The sequence below is a fragment of the Bacteroides sp. K03 genome, assembly GCF_019734355.1.
GTDB lineage: Bacteria > Bacteroidota > Bacteroidia > Bacteroidales > Bacteroidaceae > Bacteroides > Bacteroides nordii.
Genome location: NZ_JAASHC010000002.1, coordinates 219,070 through 233,839, shown reverse-complemented (window position 1 = coordinate 233,839; position 14,770 = coordinate 219,070). Strand labels below are relative to the sequence as shown.

Annotated in this window: 18 protein-coding genes; 7 read left to right on the top strand and 11 right to left on the bottom strand. The window is 40.2% G+C overall.

What is annotated here, in order from left to right:
- Position 1: 1 nt before the first annotated feature.
- Together HCG69_RS02070 and HCG69_RS02065 are read left to right on the top strand one after the other, a co-directional pair.
- Positions 2-1,264, top strand: coding sequence for a putative DNA modification/repair radical SAM protein (locus tag HCG69_RS02070; RefSeq protein ID WP_221648662.1), 1,263 nt, complete (start codon positions 2-4; stop codon positions 1,262-1,264).
- Positions 1,265-1,284: 20 nt separating this feature from the next.
- Positions 1,285-2,058, top strand: coding sequence for a TIGR03915 family putative DNA repair protein (locus tag HCG69_RS02065; protein ID WP_221648661.1), 774 nt, complete (start codon positions 1,285-1,287; stop codon positions 2,056-2,058).
- Positions 2,059-2,060: 2 nt separating this feature from the next.
- On the opposite strand, the gene HCG69_RS02060 is transcribed toward HCG69_RS02065, so the two are convergent.
- Positions 2,061-2,729 (bottom strand): MgtC/SapB family protein, encoded by a 669-nt coding sequence (locus HCG69_RS02060; RefSeq protein ID WP_195351169.1) that lies wholly within the window; start codon positions 2,727-2,729, stop codon positions 2,061-2,063.
- A 277-nt stretch (positions 2,730-3,006) separates the two neighbouring features.
- Between HCG69_RS02060 and HCG69_RS02055 the strand changes: the two genes are divergently transcribed.
- Both HCG69_RS02055 and HCG69_RS02050 read left to right on the top strand, forming a co-directional pair.
- Positions 3,007-3,822: a DUF4261 domain-containing protein gene (locus HCG69_RS02055; RefSeq protein WP_221648660.1), complete on the top strand. Its 816-nt coding sequence runs from the start codon at positions 3,007-3,009 to the stop codon at positions 3,820-3,822.
- Between the two features lie 44 nt (positions 3,823-3,866).
- Positions 3,867-4,298, top strand: a complete 432-nt coding sequence (locus tag HCG69_RS02050) for a DUF2809 domain-containing protein (protein WP_221648659.1) — start codon at positions 3,867-3,869, stop codon at positions 4,296-4,298.
- Here the strand turns inward: HCG69_RS02050 and HCG69_RS02045 are convergent.
- The 3 genes from HCG69_RS02045 to HCG69_RS02035 form a co-directional block, all read right to left on the bottom strand.
- Positions 4,261-5,154: an ion transporter gene (locus tag HCG69_RS02045; protein WP_221648658.1), complete on the bottom strand. Its 894-nt coding sequence runs from the start codon at positions 5,152-5,154 to the stop codon at positions 4,261-4,263. The two genes, HCG69_RS02050 and HCG69_RS02045, sit on opposite strands and share 38 nt — an antisense overlap.
- Before the next feature lie 59 nt (positions 5,155-5,213).
- Positions 5,214-6,191 (bottom strand): lytic transglycosylase domain-containing protein, encoded by a 978-nt coding sequence (locus HCG69_RS02040; protein WP_221648657.1) that lies wholly within the window; start codon positions 6,189-6,191, stop codon positions 5,214-5,216.
- 91 nt (positions 6,192-6,282) lie between these two features.
- Positions 6,283-7,137 (bottom strand): endonuclease VIII, encoded by an 855-nt coding sequence (locus HCG69_RS02035; protein ID WP_221648656.1) that lies wholly within the window; start codon positions 7,135-7,137, stop codon positions 6,283-6,285.
- A 120-nt stretch (positions 7,138-7,257) separates the two neighbouring features.
- Between HCG69_RS02035 and HCG69_RS02030 the strand changes: the two genes are divergently transcribed.
- On the top strand, positions 7,258-8,583 hold the full coding sequence (locus HCG69_RS02030) for a TIGR01777 family oxidoreductase (protein ID WP_221648655.1): 1,326 nt from the start codon (positions 7,258-7,260) through the stop codon (positions 8,581-8,583).
- A 3-nt stretch (positions 8,584-8,586) separates the two neighbouring features.
- A complete protein-coding gene (locus tag HCG69_RS02025) occupies positions 8,587-8,862 on the top strand; it encodes a GNAT family N-acetyltransferase (protein WP_221648654.1) in 276 nt (91 codons plus the stop codon).
- A gap of 422 nt (positions 8,863-9,284) precedes the next feature.
- Here the strand turns inward: HCG69_RS02025 and HCG69_RS02020 are convergent, their stop codons facing one another.
- From HCG69_RS02020 to HCG69_RS01990, 7 genes are all read right to left on the bottom strand, one after another.
- Entirely contained in the window at positions 9,285-9,770 is a 486-nt protein-coding gene (locus HCG69_RS02020; RefSeq protein ID WP_221648653.1) for a hypothetical protein, read from the bottom strand.
- Positions 9,767-10,096, bottom strand: a complete 330-nt coding sequence (locus HCG69_RS02015) for a hypothetical protein (RefSeq protein ID WP_221648652.1) — start codon at positions 10,094-10,096, stop codon at positions 9,767-9,769. The genes HCG69_RS02020 and HCG69_RS02015 overlap by 4 nt, the downstream gene beginning before the upstream one ends.
- A gap of 43 nt (positions 10,097-10,139) precedes the next feature.
- Positions 10,140-10,418 (bottom strand): zinc ribbon domain-containing protein, encoded by a 279-nt coding sequence (locus HCG69_RS02010; RefSeq protein ID WP_221648651.1) that lies wholly within the window; start codon positions 10,416-10,418, stop codon positions 10,140-10,142.
- 20 nt (positions 10,419-10,438) lie between these two features.
- Complete coding sequence (locus HCG69_RS02005) at positions 10,439-11,170, bottom strand: SDR family oxidoreductase (RefSeq protein ID WP_221648650.1); 732 nt, start codon at positions 11,168-11,170, stop codon at positions 10,439-10,441.
- Positions 11,171-11,586: 416 nt separating this feature from the next.
- Complete coding sequence (locus HCG69_RS02000) at positions 11,587-11,991, bottom strand: FKBP-type peptidyl-prolyl cis-trans isomerase (RefSeq protein WP_221648649.1); 405 nt, start codon at positions 11,989-11,991, stop codon at positions 11,587-11,589.
- Between the two features lie 40 nt (positions 11,992-12,031).
- Positions 12,032-13,162: an ATP-binding protein gene (locus HCG69_RS01995; RefSeq protein WP_221648648.1), complete on the bottom strand. Its 1,131-nt coding sequence runs from the start codon at positions 13,160-13,162 to the stop codon at positions 12,032-12,034.
- Positions 13,163-13,227: 65 nt separating this feature from the next.
- A complete protein-coding gene (locus HCG69_RS01990; protein WP_221648647.1) occupies positions 13,228-13,524 on the bottom strand; it encodes a nitrous oxide-stimulated promoter family protein in 297 nt (98 codons plus the stop codon).
- Positions 13,525-13,609: 85 nt separating this feature from the next.
- Between HCG69_RS01990 and HCG69_RS01985 the strand changes: the two genes are divergently transcribed.
- Positions 13,610-14,533, top strand: a complete 924-nt coding sequence (locus HCG69_RS01985) for a DMT family transporter (RefSeq protein WP_221648646.1) — start codon at positions 13,610-13,612, stop codon at positions 14,531-14,533.
- Positions 14,534-14,770: the final 237 nt, after the last annotated feature.

Here is a 14,770-nt window from a genome sequence, read left to right as displayed (position 1 = left end):
TATGAATGCAAACGTACTCGAAAAGCTGAGGATATTGGCGGAGTCTGCCAAATATGATGTGTCTTGTGCTTCCAGTGGAACAGTGCGTGCCAACAAACCGGGAATGCTTGGTAATACTGTAGGAGGGTGGGGGATATGCCATAGTTTTGCCGAAGACGGGCGATGCATCTCTTTATTGAAGGTAATGCTTACCAATTATTGTATTTATGATTGTGCCTATTGTATCAACCGGCGTAGTAATGACTTGCCACGTGCTACTCTTTCTGTTTCTGAGTTGGTTGACTTGACCATTGAGTTTTATCGCCGTAATTATATAGAGGGTTTATTTCTTAGTTCGGGGGTTGTACGCAATCCCGATTATACGATGGAACGTCTGGTACGGGTAGCCAAAGACCTGCGTGAAGTGCATCGATTCAATGGATATATCCATTTGAAAAGTATCCCCGGAGCCAGTCGTGAACTGGTGACTGAAGCCGGACGTTATGCTGATCGTTTGAGTGTGAATGTTGAAATACCTAAAGAAGAGAATTTAAAGTTGCTTGCTCCGGAGAAAGACCATAAGAGTGTATTTGCTCCTATGTTGTATATTCAACAGGGGGTATTGGAGAGTAGCGAAGAACGGAAGAAATTCAGGTATGCTCCTCGTTTTGCCCCGGCAGGTCAGAGTACACAGATGATAGTTGGAGCTACTGCTGAAACAGATAAAGACATTCTCTTCCTCTCTTCTGCTTTGTATCAGCGTCCCACCATGAAACGGGTTTATTATTCCGGTTATGTTTCCGTCAATACCTATGATACCCGTTTGCCGGCTTTGAAACAACCACCTCTTGTCCGTGAAAACCGGTTGTATCAGGCAGACTGGTTAATGCGATTTTATCAGTTTAAAGTTGATGAAATTGTAGATGATGCTTATCCTGATCTTGATCTTGAAATAGATCCGAAGCTTTCGTGGGCATTGCGTCATCCCGAACAGTTTCCGATAGACATAAACAGGGCAGATTATGAAATGATACTTCGTGTACCGGGCATTGGAGTAAAGTCTGCAAAGTTGATTATTGCTTCGCGGCGTTATTCAAAGTTAGGATTCTATCAGCTTAAAAAGATAGGTGTAGTGATGAAGAAGGCGCAGTATTTTATTACTTGTAGTGAGCTTCCGATGAAGACTGTCAATGAAATGACCCCACATACTGTGCGTAGCCTGTTGCTTCCCAAACCCAGGAAGAAGATAGATGAGAATCAACTGACATTTACTTTTTCTGATTAACTCTGATTACAAACCGGCCTATGAATTTATTTATATATGATAAAACTTTTGAAGGTTTACTGACAGCTGTTTTTGATGCTTATTATCGTAAAACTTTTCCGGATATGTTACTGTCCGAAGGAGATACTTTACCTCTGTTTTATAATGAATCTTTTACTGTACATACCGATGAAGAGAAATCCGGACGTGTGTGGCGTGGATTACAAAAGAAACTCTCGGTTTCTGCTCTGTCATCTATTACCTGGTGCTGGCTTTCAGAACTTCCGGAGGTAGACATGTTGCTGTTCCGCTATATTCGTAAAGCAATTGATGCACCCCGTTCCATTGAAACTAATTTTGGAGACCCGGATGTACTGGAACTTGCAAAAATATGGAAAAAGGTAGATTGGGAGCGGCTACGTATGCTTCAGTTCGTTCGTTTTCAGAAGGCTGTGGATGGTACTTTTTTTGCTGCTTTTGAACCTCAGCATAATGCGTTACCACTTACCATAGAGCACTTCAGAGATCGTTTTGCCGATCAGAAGTGGTTGATCTATGATATGAAGCGCCGTTACGGTTTTTATTATGACCTGAAAACCGTAGAAGAGATTACTTTTGATGATGATAGTAGTGCTTCCCATCTCATTACCGGTATGTTGGACGAGAGCCTGATGGATAAGGATGAAAAACTTTTTCAGCAGCTATGGAAAACTTATTTTAAATCTATTACGATAAAAGAACGGCTCAACCCGAGGAAGCACAAACAAGATATGCCGGTACGTTACTGGAAGTATCTGACAGAAAAGCAAAAGTAGTTTTACTCTATTCTTTCTACTGTCACTTCCGGAAATTCCTGTATAAGTGACAACAGATGTCCTTCGTCATAGTTACGTTTCGATTTTATTACCATTGTCACTTGGTAGAGAGATGCTTCTCCGTGTCCTATGGTATCCATCTGATAGGATACAATCCGGTAATCTTTGGAGTTGAACTTATCTGCAATTAACTTTAGTATATTCTTGTTTTCTGTAGAGAAAGTGATCATGGAGCTTTTCATGCCTACACTTTTGAATATATAACTCAGTGCTTCGAGCCCGACGAGTGTTAGCAACATTGCAGCAATTCCTATCACATACATACCTGCACCTACAGCCAGACCGATTCCTGCTGTAGCCCATAATCCGGCGGCAGTGGTCAGCCCCCGCACTATTTGCTTCTGAAAAATAATGGTACCGGCACCGATAAAACCAATTCCACTGACTACCTGTGCTGCTACACGACTTGGATCCAGAGTAACACTACTCTCTTTTATAATATCCTGAAAGCCATATTGAGAAACAATCATTATCAAAGCGCTGCCCAGCGATACAAGAAAGTGGGTACGATAACCTGCTTCTTTGGCACGATACTCTCTGTCCAGTCCGATGATGGCACCCAATATACCGGCTACTAACAATCTTAATACAAAATCAAAATTTAATGCCATACTTTTACTCTCCTTTCTGTTTTCAAGTACGCTCTCTGATGTTTATGTATAACCATCTTTACAGGCTCTTAAAGATACAACTGTTTTCTCTTTCGTTGTCATTTATTTAGTGTTATTTTAGAGTTCAGGATGAGTTTTTGTGATAAAGAGGCCATTTACCGTAGATTTTATAGTATTTGATTATCTGTTATACTTAAAATCAGTATCTTCGCAAAGAGAATATATGTATTCTATGCTGAACCGGGCTTTAAGGCATATAAATCTATAATTAAGGCATATGAACAAACAAGAAGAAGACATCTTAGAATCCATGACGCAGAAGGTTGTTAAATATGGAGATGCTGAAGAAGGTAGAAATACCGGCACTTTGGTCGGTTTTGTCTTATTGAATACCAAAGAGTGTGATTTTGAAAGAATAAAAAAGAACCTGAAGGCCGACTGGAAAGATGTTGATTGGGGAAAAGTTACTAAAGAAGGATCCGCACTGGTGTTTGAGGTTGATGATATGATGCTTTGTCTTAGCTATTTTGATGCTCCGGTTCCCGATAAAGAAGCTGAGTATAATGCCGAAAACAACTATCTGTGGTCGGAAGCTGTTGAAGTGACGAAAACACATGTGGCCCAACTGTGTATAGCTGTACTGAGGCGGAATGTGCCTGTCGTTGAAGCGGGGGAACTGTTTGTTAAAGGAGCCTCTTCTTGTTTGAAGCTGGAAAATGCGATTGGTTTTTACGCTTCGGGTACTGTGTTTGAGCCAGGGTTTTATATAGAAGCGTCAACTGTAATGAAAGAGGATACGTTGCCCATTCTGAACTGGATTTATTTTGGTTTTACAAGAGGAAAACAGGGGCCGGGTATTTATACGTATGGGATGACTGCCTTTGGTAAAGACGAATTGGAAATATTAGATAGTAGAATGAGTCCGGAAGAGTTAAGTGAGTTTTTGTATGATGTAGTATATTATATTTTAGAAAGTGATGTAACTCTGAGAGATGGTGAAACGATTGGAATGTCTGAAGAACAAAAGCTGGCTATAACTCGTTCGGAAGGAGTGTCGGTAGATGGTTTCAGTCTGAAAATTGCTCTTGAGTAAAATTTAAACAGGCTATTGGTGTAGCTGGGTTTACACGATTGATTATGAAGAAAAGAATTATTTATGCCCTCTGTTTTCTCGCGATACTGATAATAGAAATTATTATTGGCGTATATGTTCACGATACCTTTGTTCGTCCTTATGTGGGTGATATTCTGGTAGTCGTACTGATTTATTGTTTTATTCGGATCTTTATTCCCCGGTCTTTGCGCTGGTTACCGGTATATGTTTTTGCATTTGCTTGTTTTATTGAAATACTTCAGTTCTTCCAGCTTGCAGATGTGATGGGGTTATCTGAAAACGGATTGGCTAGAATTGTACTTGGATCAACTTTCGATTGGAAAGATATTCTTTGTTATGCGATAGGTTGTCTGGCACTTTTGCTGATAGAGTATATTGAACGTAGGATAGTACGGCACAGAAGAGAGACCCAATCGCTCATTGGTTATAAGAACCGGACTCACTGGTATCTTTAGGTGTACTTTTCTCTTTGTAAAGTGGATATCCGCAATGTTTGCAGTATACAGCATTTTCATCGTGTCCCGTTTTATGACAATTGGGACATTGTATATCTTTCAGCTTCTTATATTCTTTCATCATTGAAACGGACACAATGCCGGTTGGTACGGCGATGATAGTGTAACCAATCAGCATAACGCAAGCAGAGAGCAACTTACCCAAAGGTGTAACCGGAGTAATATCTCCATATCCTACTGTGGTCATAGTGACAATAGCCCAGTAGATGCTATTGGGTATATTGTTGAATTGTGTATCCGGCTGAGTACCTTCAATCATATACATCAGTGTGCCGATAGAGATCACAAGTATTACTACAAAAAGAAAGAACACTGCTATTTTCTTACTGCTCTCTTTGAGTGAAGTGAGCAATCGTTCTCCTTCCATCCAGAAAGTGAAAAGCTTGAATATACGAAACACCCGAATAATACGGAATGCCCGGATAACCAGTAGATAACGTGCTCCCGGCAGGAAAAAGGCAAGATATAGTGGTAGGGTTGCCAATAGGTCGATGATACCGAAGAAACTGAAAATGTACTTTTTAGGTTGTGGTGAACAGTAAATACGCGTAACGTATTCGAAAGTAAAGAAAGCCGTAAACAGATATTCGAATATAATAAACGGAGTTGAAAGCCAGGAAGGAATTCCTTGCAGACTTTCGAGAATGGCCAATAGAATACTGAGTGCAATACATACAATGAGCGCCACATCGAACATTTTTCCTGCTGGAGTATCCGATTCAAAGATGATAACATATAACTTATGTTTCAGTGGCTTATTATGTAAAAAACGTGTAAATCGCTCTCTTACTGTCATAATTTAACAATATAAACTTTCCATTGTTTACCGCACTTCCCCGTACGGAAAGCACAGCGTTAATCAATTACCCATTTGGGATTGTGCGGAATTGTTTTTTTAGGATTGTAGTTCATTCCCTCTTGCGTGGGTAGATGTAGAACGTATGTACGACCTGTTTTGTTTCTCAGTGAATGCTCACGCAACCAGGGATTTGCATCACGCAATTGTGCATAGGTGAGTCCGTTCTTTTGGGCATACTCGTCCAGGTTGTCTATGGCACTGGTGATAGTCACTTTCTTGTATGGAATAGGTGGATACAAGTGTTCCCGTTTTAGCAAGAAACCAAAGCGTTGCGGATTGCTGAATATCTCTTTGGCTGCCAGTAGACGGAACATATATCGGGAAGTTTCTTCCACCAGCCAAAGGTCCATGGCATGATCTGCAAGTTGCTTGTCCAACTGCGACGAAATACGTCCCTGCCCTGCATTATAGGCCGCAGAAACAGCCATCCAGTCACCGTATTTGGCATAAGCCTGTTTGAAATACTTGCATGCGGCAATGGTTGCTTTTTCGATGTTGTAACGTTCGTCGATGTTATCGTTCACCTCCAGTCCAAATTCACGTCCGGTGGCAGGCATGAATTGCCATAATCCGGCTGCCCCTGACGGAGAACGGGCAATGGGGTTGAGGCTGCTTTCAATCACCATGAGGTATTTGAAGTCATCGGGGATACCATTGGCTTTTAAGATAGGCTCGACGATCGGGAAATAGCGGTTGGCGCGTTTCAACATTAACATGGTAGTGGAGTGCATATAGGTGAAAGACATCATTTCACGATCCATACGCTCGCGGCGGTCATAGCGGCGAAGGTCAATTGTTTCACCGTCAAAGGTAGCCTGTTCAGGAACACTGGGAGGGCTGACACAATAGGGTACTTCAGACTTCACAGAGTGTGGTTCTGTCAGTTGTGTACTACCAATGAGAATAGGCAAGGTTGCACCGGCACAAAGTGCCAGCATGATACTTAATATTTGAGTAATACGAGTTGACTTCATAATTAATAATTAAAATAAATATGCCAATGTGCCAATTACCATTCGGCATATCTTCGTAAAATATTGCGCAGCCAATTGGCACATTGGCATATTAGCACATTGGCACATTATTGTTCACTTGGCAGCCACTGCAATAGTAGATACTGCCACCCAGATAGTTTTCTTTCTTTATCGTTTCTCCGCAACGCGGGCAGGCGGTACCTGCTGTGTCTTTAGACAGATGTGGTATATATCCTCCGTTTTTTCCAAAAATATCTGTTTCCGTACTGCGTCCTCCTTGTTCATAAATCTCGTGGAGCGTAGACTTTACCTTATCGTAAAGGTTTTCTCTTTTCTCCGTAGACAGAGCGTTGATCTTAGTTTTAGGGTGGATACGGGCATTGTACAGGATGTCCTGTAATACTCCGTTGCCTAATCCGGGTATGGTTTGTTCGGTAGCCAGAAAAGCTTTTGCCGTTTTTTTCTGTGCATCTTCGGCGTTTATCAGCTCCATGAAATATTCTTTGCTGAACTCTTCTGACATCACCTGCGGTTTATTTTTCGCCGCTTCGTAATAGGCAGATATAGGAGCATCGAATCCTTCGTTGGGAAAACACCACAAACCACCATACATTCGTACGGAAGCTACCAGGCAACTCTCGTCTTCGAAACCAATGAGTAGCTGGTGTTTGGCGGGAAGCCTTTCTCCGGGGGCAAAGTAACGCAGGCTGACGCCATCCGTAAGAATCAGTAACATTTCTCCGGCTTTTATCTCAATCATTCCGCCACGGGGATTGATTTCATCAATTGTTTTCCCGGCAAGTCGTTCGGGATACTCTTCCGGGTTGCCATAAAACCACGCGAATTTATGGGGTGTGTATTGCGCAAACACATCGGTAATCTTCTTTCCTCTTACAGTCCGGTTCAGTTGCTCGGACAGATAACGGGCTTCGGGAGCTTCGATCATGGGATTTATGAATTATGATTTATGAATTACTGCAAAGATACTCTCATTTTACGAGCTTCAAAGAACTTTTCCCGCTTTTAATACGTTTTTGTACTATACATTAAAAACAGTTTACGTCACATGAATATAGCAATCAGCGGAGCCAGTGGCTTTATTGGCAGGCATCTTACAGCATTTCTCACGGAGCAGGGACACCGGGTAGTTCCTTTGGGGCGGCCTATGTTCCGGGAGGGTACATTAGGGTATCTGGTACAGGCATTGTCTCATTGTGACGTAGTCATTAACCTGGCCGGTGCACCTATCAGCAGGCGGTGGACACCAGAGTATAAACGGGAGCTGTATGATAGCAGGATCAATGTGACACATCGCATCATTCGTGCTTTGGGAGCAGTACGCCGGAAGCCTCAGCTTATGATTTCGGCTTCTGCCGTAGGATATTATCCGTTGGAGGGAACTTTTGATGAATATACCAATACGCGGGGGAGTGGATTTCTTGCTGATCTTTGTTATGCCTGGGAAAAAGAAGCCAAACGCTGTCCCCCGGAAATGCGGCTTGTGATAGCCCGTTTTGGAGTTGTCCTCTCTCCGGACGGAGGAGCTATGGAGCAAATGTTGCGTCCTTTAAAGATGAAATTGGCTGCTGCTATAGGTCCGGGCACACAACCTTTTCCGTGGATTAGTATTAATGATCTTTGCCGTGCAATGGCTTTTATTATCGAGAATGATGCGTTACGGGGAACTTTTAATTTTGTATCTCCGCAAGAGATTACGCAATATGCTTTTGCCCGTGCACTGGGCAAAGCCTACCATGCCTGGGGGACGATTATTGTACCTCATATATGTGTGCAACTGATGTATGGCGAAGGTGCGACTTCACTTATAACCGGGCAATATGTACGTCCCGGAAAACTACTGGAAGCAGGATTTAAATTTAGTGATGCTGTGGTGGAACAGCTGTTTCAGGGGATAGACCATAGTACCGTCAATGAACTTGATTTGCCTCGTTATATGGGGCGCTGGTATGAAATAGCCCGTTACGATCATCGTTTTGAACGTGGGATGTCTGAGGTGACAGCTACTTATACGCTACTTCCCGATGGAAGTATCCGGGTAGAAAATGCCGGATACAAACAAGATGCTCATGGCAGAGGTAGGTACAAGCGTGCTATAGGACGTGCAAAGATACCTGATATTACTCATCCCGGAAAACTTAAAGTTTCATTCTTTCTGTGGTTTTATTCTGATTATTATATATTAGAACTGGATAAGGAAGGGTACAACTACGCTCTCATCGGTAGCAGTTCCGATAAGTATTTGTGGATATTAAGCCGGACACCTCAATTGCCCGAAGAGGTAAAGAAACGGTTGTTGACTGTTGCGTTACAGCGAGGATATGATATAAACTTATTAATATGGATTAACCAAAGTACACTTAAAATAGATTAGATTATGGAATATAAAATAGAACATCAGCCCGAACAGAAGCTGTTTAAGACTGAAGTAGAAGGTCGTACAGCTTTTGTACAATACCGTCTGTTGAACGGAGGTCTGGATATTATTCATACAATCGTTCCACGTCCACTGGAAGGACAAGGGATAGCTGCTGCGCTGGTGAAGGCTGCATATGATTATGCCGTTGCTAACGGATTGAAGCCCAAGGCTACCTGCTCGTATGCTGTTGCATGGTTACAACGTCATCCGGAGATGGCAAAAGGAGCAGTATAAAGATAACATTTATTTAACTCTCTAATAATAAGGTGAGGCTTTGGCTTCACCTTTTGTTTTAGATTTTTATCGGTTTGACATAACCAATTGAAGAATAAACTTTTAGCGGAGTATTTGAAATTCAGAGGTAACGAGTTAGTAGCCGTGCGTATTTCAGCGTTTTGCGGTGCTATACTGTCAAATAACTCGGAGATAAAGGTAGGTGATTTTTTTGAAATCTCAGATCTATTTTATCTGATAAACACCTCTCTTATGGAAAGAATAAATAAGGCAAGGCTTTTATTGGAAATACTCTTTCGAGGTACGAGAAAGGAAGATTTCCGATAAAATTCATTTCAACCTTGACGTCTTATTCTTGGAATATACCTTTGTGTTCGGATAAATAAAAGATTCCTTCTACAAAACGCCGTATCTTACTAAAACTATTTTGATTTAAGATACACAGATATAGTTTTTATTTTTTTATCGTACAAAATAGCGGAGATTTCCATATTTTTTGGCTTCAATTTAAGAATCCTATTTACATCGCTTTCTGTGGATATAATCTTGTCATTATACATGTACGATACTTTCACCCCATTCAAACAACAATCCAACTCTTTGATTTTGTCCATAATTTTATTATTTACAAATAAATAACCCTCTTTTGCATATTTGGTATACACATATATTTCCCTTTTTTGTTGGATTGTATCTATTTTTTGGGAATCAACTCTATAATCTGTTTCTTTTAGTTTGGAATAATATGTAGTATTAAAGATTTCAGGAATTAATCTTTGATCTAAATTATCTACATAAATGTACTGGTTGTAAGAGTCATATTTTTCATGTCCAGCAATATTTGTTTGAGCTTTTAAATGACATGGGAAACTCAAACAAATTATTATTAAATAAATACAGGTTTTCATCGATAGTTAGTTTTCACCGTTTTACTATGATTTAAATCATAAGGTCTAACAGGAAGTCCTATTACCTTCCTTGTATAGTTTTCATAATCAATTACACCTCCCCTAAAATTGATATTAGATGTATTCCGTTCTCCGATTTCATGAAACAAGGTAGAAGTGGTATTTTGCAGGACATTTTGTGTTGGAAACCCTATTCCTCCATTTACAAATTGCATTTGATCTAATGTAACATTTACAGTACCTACACTTGGAGCTATAACTATTGTATTATCTGTTTTAGAATATATTCCTCCTCCAAATTCACTTACAATATTAACTGTTCTCACTTCTCTGCCAATAGTTAAATTATAATTGTGAAATAAATGACGATTATTTATTTGCTTTCCAACGCTTCAGTTGTGGGAAGAACTGTTTCATATTTGCAATTGCTTCTTCTTTCGTCATCTTTATTTCAGAGTCATTGTTGAATTCATCTACAAACTGGGCGCAATGATTAATCATCTCGTCCATGGTACAATCTGTAGTGAAGTGTCCGTCAGCATAGCAATAACAGCAATATTCTTCATTCTTGCTACCATCTACTTCTGTTCCCAGTACGGCGGTGTCATTCAGTGGCATGCCACAGCTTTGGCAAAATTTCTGTTCCATAATTAGTTTTTGTATTTAAGTTATTTGGTTTTTATCGATAATCGTTTCCATATCCAGCGTGGTATCATTCGCCAGAAGAATACGATAAGGGCATACCGCCAGTCAACGACTACCACCCGTTGCTTACGATTGAGTGCCCGTATAATGTGAGTAGCCACTTTTCTGGGATTCATTAACAGTGGATATTTCTTACCGTCATTTAATAAGGCGGTAGATACAAACCCAGGCCGGATATCCGTGAAATAAATATTTAGCTTTTGCATGTGTGCAAGCTGTTCAAGGGCATCAATGTATGTGTTTTGAAATCGCTTTGTAGCAGAGTAAGCAGGTGCAACTCCCAACCCTTTTGTTCCGGCTATGGAACTGATAACTGCCAGATGCCCCCCACTATGTAAGTGGAAATATTGGAAGGCAGCAGTAACCATTCGCGTGAATCCTTCTACATTAGTACTAACTGTTTGCAGCTCGATGTCCGGATTCAATTCCATATTCTGATGTCCTATGCCCGAACTGAGTAAAAATAAATCCATACCTCCCAATTTCTCGATTAGTTTGTGCAACTTTTCGGTGGCATCATCTTTAGTTATATCCAATACTTCGGTTTCTATGTTATCTGGCGCAATTGTTCGAAATGCTTCCAGCGAAGAGTGGCGTCTCCCTGCCACGCCTACTTTCCATCCTTGTAGCAGTAACCCTTTGGCTACTTCTTGTCCGATACCGGAGGTGGCTCCAATGATAATTGCTTTTTTCATTCCCTTGTTTGTAAGATTAGTATTTTGATTGGCAGAAGCAAAGGTAGATAAAACTTTTGAAAAATAGTCTGATATATTAAAAGTCTGGCTTTTTAATCCACCTTTGGGCTGAATAATGCAAATATAGAAATTTATTTCTAATGTAACCTATCCATCTCTTTCCCTAAAATGAATATAATATCATAATGAAATGGCCTTTTTCCCATTTTGGAAAGCTTCTTTTTCATTTTGGTAGGATGGTGGATGAACTGTTTTGCATTATGAAGAAAATATATCATTGATACTGATATGTTTATCTGTTTATGGTAGAGTATTATTAGGGAATATACGTATTGAGAACAAAAGCAGTCAGTGTACTGTTACTGTTCTATCCGGGATTTTGGAAAAATAGATAATCTTTCCAAGGAGCAAGAGATTTATCCTTTGACTCCTTGCAGTTCTACTTCAAAAATCAATGTTGAGTAAGCAGGGATATTTCCACAGGCCCGTGTACCATATCCTAACTCGTAAGGGATATAAATGATCCAACGCGAACCAGTGGGCATTACTTTCAGTGCTTCCTGCCAACCTTCAATGACATCTTTCACCCGGAAGATTTCAGGGCGTTTGCGGGCAAAGGAGTCATCAAATACTTTTCCATCAATGAGGGTCCCCCGGTAGTGTACTTTTACGGAACTTTTGGCTGTTGGCACGGGGCCATTTCCCTTTAACAGAATTTTATACTGCACTCCGCAGGGAAGTTCCATTACTTCTTCTTCGGTGAGATTCTCTTTCAGAAAACGTTCGTTTGCTTCTTTATACTCTTTATGTTTAAGACTCATAATTTATATCTGGTTAATCTGTCATTAAAAACAAAACTCTTTAGTAATTTTCTTTTAGCCATATTCCTAAAAACTGATCATAAATCTGGTAAGTTCCCAGTTCCTGTGTCACAAAATCCTTTTCCAATAGTCCTTTTAGTGCAGACTGTACGGAGCTTGACGAAGATAATTTGTATTTTTTTATAAATGCTCCCGATGTGATTGCCTGGGCTTTTCCTTCTTTAGTGATGGCAATGAGTAACTCTTTTTGCTTTTCCGGTAAACGGAAGAGTATCTCGGAATAAGTATATTTGAATGAATCTATAATTTGACGTATCGCTTCACTCACCATTTTTACTTCACAGATCGTGCCTTGGGCTGTCATATCATAGAGGGTATGAAGCACTTTTTGCATGTACCAGGTGATACCGTCAAACTGATGGTAGATGGTTTCGATGGTTTCATTGGTAATACTCTTTCCGGCTTCATTGAAATGCCGTTGGGCGAATAATGTGTAATCTGTCAAAGGGATACTTTCCAGATGCATTATCGAAACACTTTGATAAAACGGTCGCGAAGCGGTAAGAAACATGTTACCCATCACATGCCGTTGGCTTCCGGCGAAGATAAAGTGTGCGTTATTACAACGTTGAACATAGGTACGCAGCGTTGCTTCTATATTGTCTTCTGCATATCCGGCTATCTGCTGAAACTCGTCAATGGCAACAAGACAGGGTTTGTCGGCACGATTCAGATACTGAAATATTTCGTCAAGCGTAGTTGGAGGAGCTTGTATATCTCCTAATCCGAGGTTTAGAGAAGGAGTACCGTTAATATCAAAAGTCAGGCTTGTCTGTAAAGACTTGACACTCTCCCAAAAAGCCTGTAGTGCTTTCTTTCCGGCGGGCTTTAATCCTTCCAGAATCTCTTTGCTGAGAGCGAATACAAAATCGCGTAAGGATTTGCTGGCATAGATATCTATGAAGAATGTATAATAGTGTTTTTGAATCTCTTTATTTTGAAAACAATGTTGGATTAATCCGGTTTTTCCCATTCTACGAGTGGAGATAATAGCTATATTGTTTCCGTTAGTTACTTCCCGGATGAGGATTTCGCTCTCTTTCTTCCGGTCGCAAAAGTAAGCAGGGGATATATATCCACTTGTAATAAAAGGATTTCTGATGATTGGCATAACTTTGTTTCTTTATTATGCAAAGATAATTATTATAAAGTAATAATGCAAAGATAATAATAATCTTATTGAAATAGATGTTTTATGGCCTCCCATGGTGTATAAAGGAGCATTCTTGGTCCGGAGAAACGCATCACTTGTCGCATCCGTTCACGCATAACAGGCTTATAGCAGTGTACGGTACACTGTTTGCACGAACTTTTATTCTCTCCGAACGGACAATGGTCCAGTCTTGCATAGGCATAACGCAACAACTCTTCGCACTGAATGCAAAGGTATTTATTCTTTTCTTTTTTCCGGCAATAGAGTCGGATCATTAACTCTACGATTCGTTTCTCCCGGTCAATACGATTCTTACTCAAATTTATTATTTGTTAGATGGCTACAAATGTAACCAACATATCTAAAAGATACGTATCTTTGCACCCCGAAAATAAGAGGATTGCTATGAATATTAACAGCAAAGCGAAAGGATTTGTTTGTGGAGCCGTGGCGGCAGCTACATACGGCATGAATCCGTTGTTTACTCTCCCGTTATATAAAGAAGGGATGAGTGTGGACTCGGTATTGTTTTATCGTTACGGTTTTGCCGTCCTTATTCTTGGTATCCTGATGAAGATACAAGGGCAATCATTTGCTTTGAAGAAGAACGAAATACTTCCGTTGGTGGTGGGAGGTTTACTCTTTTCCGCCTCTTCTTTGCTTCTGTTTATGAGTTACAAGCATATGGATGCGGGCATTGCTTCTACTATTCTGTTTGTTTATCCGTTGATGGTTGCCGTCATTATGTTTCTGTTTTTTCGTGAAAGGATATCTCTGTTGACTGTCTTTTGTATCTTGATGGCACTTTCGGGTATTGGTATGCTTTACAAAGGGGATGGTGGCGAAACTCTTAGTTTGATGGGTATGCTGCTGGTTATTCTCTCTTCGTTGTCATATGCTGTTTATATTGTAGGAGTCAATCACTCTACCCTTAAACTGATGTCTACAGCTAAGCTAACTTTTTATGCCTTACTTTTCGGACTTTCTATCTATATTGTTCGTTCCAACTTTTGTACAGAGTTACAGGCTATTCCTTCTCTTCCGGCCTGGGGGAATATTCTTGCAATGGCTTTTTTGCCTACGGTTATCTCTCTGATCTGTACTGCCATATCAATACATAGCATTGGTTCTACCTCTACAGCTATTATGGGGGCACTCGAACCGGTAACTGCTCTTTTTTTCGGTGTAATGATATTTGGTGAGCGACTCACACCTCGTCTGATGCTGGGGATTCTGATGATTCTTGTTGCCGTAACTTTTATTGTTGTAGGTAAATCTGTAATGGAGAAGATAAATCATCTGTTTATACAGTTGCTACATCGCCGATAATCAATGGCTGATTTTAGAGTGTTTCTTTATAGTTGATAAAACAGGAAGTTTGTTTTGTCAGAATGTATAGGGGAAGATAAATCCTTGTATAATAATTGTCTTGTAAATAGTTGAGAATCAATAGGAGAGAGGCGTACATATCTCCATTGCAAAAGTGTACAATAAAGGATGTGTTAATTGTACACTTTTATCATATAATATTGTACACTCTTATGCTACCAAACTGTACACTCTTGT

Excerpts from the sequence above, each read along its gene's own strand:
- HCG69_RS02070 (WP_221648662.1), top strand. The coding sequence starts at position 2 with ATGAATGCAAACGTACTCGAAAAGCTGAGGATATTGGCGGAGTCTGCC.
- HCG69_RS02065 (WP_221648661.1), top strand. The coding sequence starts at position 1,285 with ATGAATTTATTTATATATGATAAAACTTTTGAAGGTTTACTGACAGCT.
- HCG69_RS02060 (WP_195351169.1), bottom strand. The coding sequence starts at position 2,729 with ATGGCATTAAATTTTGATTTTGTATTAAGATTGTTAGTAGCCGGTATA.
- HCG69_RS02055 (WP_221648660.1), top strand. The coding sequence starts at position 3,007 with ATGAACAAACAAGAAGAAGACATCTTAGAATCCATGACGCAGAAGGTT.
- HCG69_RS02050 (WP_221648659.1), top strand. The coding sequence starts at position 3,867 with ATGAAGAAAAGAATTATTTATGCCCTCTGTTTTCTCGCGATACTGATA.
- HCG69_RS02045 (WP_221648658.1), bottom strand. The coding sequence starts at position 5,154 with ATGACAGTAAGAGAGCGATTTACACGTTTTTTACATAATAAGCCACTG.
- HCG69_RS02040 (WP_221648657.1), bottom strand. The coding sequence starts at position 6,191 with ATGAAGTCAACTCGTATTACTCAAATATTAAGTATCATGCTGGCACTT.
- HCG69_RS02035 (WP_221648656.1), bottom strand. The coding sequence starts at position 7,137 with ATGATCGAAGCTCCCGAAGCCCGTTATCTGTCCGAGCAACTGAACCGG.
- HCG69_RS02030 (WP_221648655.1), top strand. The coding sequence starts at position 7,258 with ATGAATATAGCAATCAGCGGAGCCAGTGGCTTTATTGGCAGGCATCTT.
- HCG69_RS02025 (WP_221648654.1), top strand. The coding sequence starts at position 8,587 with ATGGAATATAAAATAGAACATCAGCCCGAACAGAAGCTGTTTAAGACT.
- HCG69_RS02020 (WP_221648653.1), bottom strand. The coding sequence starts at position 9,770 with ATGAAAACCTGTATTTATTTAATAATAATTTGTTTGAGTTTCCCATGT.
- HCG69_RS02010 (WP_221648651.1), bottom strand. The coding sequence starts at position 10,418 with ATGGAACAGAAATTTTGCCAAAGCTGTGGCATGCCACTGAATGACACC.
- HCG69_RS02005 (WP_221648650.1), bottom strand. The coding sequence starts at position 11,170 with ATGAAAAAAGCAATTATCATTGGAGCCACCTCCGGTATCGGACAAGAA.
- HCG69_RS02000 (WP_221648649.1), bottom strand. The coding sequence starts at position 11,991 with ATGAGTCTTAAACATAAAGAGTATAAAGAAGCAAACGAACGTTTTCTG.
- HCG69_RS01995 (WP_221648648.1), bottom strand. The coding sequence starts at position 13,162 with ATGCCAATCATCAGAAATCCTTTTATTACAAGTGGATATATATCCCCT.
- HCG69_RS01985 (WP_221648646.1), top strand. The coding sequence starts at position 13,610 with ATGAATATTAACAGCAAAGCGAAAGGATTTGTTTGTGGAGCCGTGGCG.